The sequence below is a fragment of the Micrococcus sp. HMSC31B01 genome (assembly GCF_001816085.1).
GTDB lineage: Bacteria > Actinomycetota > Actinomycetes > Actinomycetales > Micrococcaceae > Micrococcus > Micrococcus luteus.
Window position 1 is genome coordinate 1 of the sequence record NZ_KV825462.1, and the last position, 1,282, is coordinate 1,282.

General features: G+C 75.7%; 2 protein-coding genes. Both read left to right on the forward strand.

All coding sequences use genetic code 11. The features are described from left to right. The first annotated feature begins 70 nt into the window (after window positions 1–70). Window positions 71–583, forward strand: coding sequence for a VOC family protein (locus HMPREF3105_RS12315; protein ID WP_020627985.1), 513 nt, complete (start codon window positions 71–73; stop codon window positions 581–583). A 14-nt stretch (window positions 584–597) separates the two neighbouring features. After that, window positions 598–1,282: DNA-formamidopyrimidine glycosylase family protein (locus HMPREF3105_RS12320; RefSeq protein ID WP_070709883.1), on the forward strand; the 685-nt coding region annotated here is incomplete at its 3' end.

Genomic DNA, 1,282 nt, shown 5'->3' on the forward strand with positions numbered 1-1,282 from the left:
CGCGACAACTCAACCCGCATTGCCCGGGCGGCCCTGTCGCGGAGGCGGGGCCCGGGGGTAGGTTCGGCCCATGAGCATCGACGCCGCCCCGCCCGAGGACGTGGGCACCGCCCCCACGGGCACGTCCCCCGCCCCCGAGGCCCTGGAGGACTCCCTGCCGCATCCCTCAGACCCCTCCGTCACCCCGTTCCTCATGTTCGAGGGTGACGCCGGTGCGGCCATGGACGCCTACCTCACCGCGTTCGTGGAGCACCTGCCGGTCACCGAGGTCCGCCGGGACCTCTTCGACGACTCCTCCCCGCGCGGCGCCGCATGGGCGGGCAAGGTCCTGCACGGCGAGCTCGAGATTGCCGGCCAGCGGCTGCGCTTCTTCGACTCCTTCACCCCGCACGGGTTCACATTCACCCCGGCCATCAGCCTGTTCGTCGAGCTGCCGGACGCCACCGCGGTGGACGCGGTCCACGATGCGCTCCTCGCCGGCGGTGGCCGTGACTACATGCCGCCCGACGACGACGGCTTCTCCCGCCGCTTCGCGTGGGTCGGGGACCGCTTCGGCGTGACCTGGCAGCTCAACGCGGCCTGAGCCGGTGACGGCCCGTGCCTGAAGGCGACTCCCTCGTCCGCGTCGCGCACCGGCTCCGCCTCGTGCTCGAGGGCCGGGTCCTGACGCACGCGGATCTGCGCGTGCCCCGCCACGCCACCGCGGACCTGACCGGCTGGACGGTGGCCGAGGTCCTGCCGCGCGCCAAGTACCTGCTGATGCGGCTGACCCCGCCCGCGGCCCGCCCCGGGGCCCGGCCGCTCACGCTCATCTCGCACCTGAAGATGGAGGGGCGCTGGCTCGTCTCGGCCGTCGACGCGCGGTGGGGCGCCCCCGCCTGGCAGGTGCGGGCGGTGCTGGAGACGGCGGAGCACCGCGTGCTCGGCGCCCAGCTGGGCCTGCTCACCCTCGTGCCCACCGCCGACGAGGCCACCGTCCTCGGCCACCTCGGCCCCGACCTGCTGGACCCGGCCTGGGACACGCCCGACGACGGCGCCGCGCTGCTCGCCGAGGGCGTGCGGCGGCTCACGGCCCGGCCCGAGCGGCCGGTCGGCCTGGCCCTGCTCGACCAGCGGCTCGTCTCCGGGATCGGCAACATCTACCGCTGCGAGACCCTCCTGCTGGCCGGCATCGACCCGCACCGGCCGATCGGCGAGGTCGAGGACGTCGCCGGACTCGTGCTGCTCGCCCGGGACCTGCTGCGCGCCAACGTCCCGCCCGCCGCCCCCGCCGCGGGCGCCC

What these genes read in the sequence shown, in the direction of transcription:
- HMPREF3105_RS12315 (WP_020627985.1), top strand. Translation starts at nt 71, where the DNA reads ATGAGCATCGACGCCGCCCCGCCCGAGGACGTGGGCACCGCCCCCACG.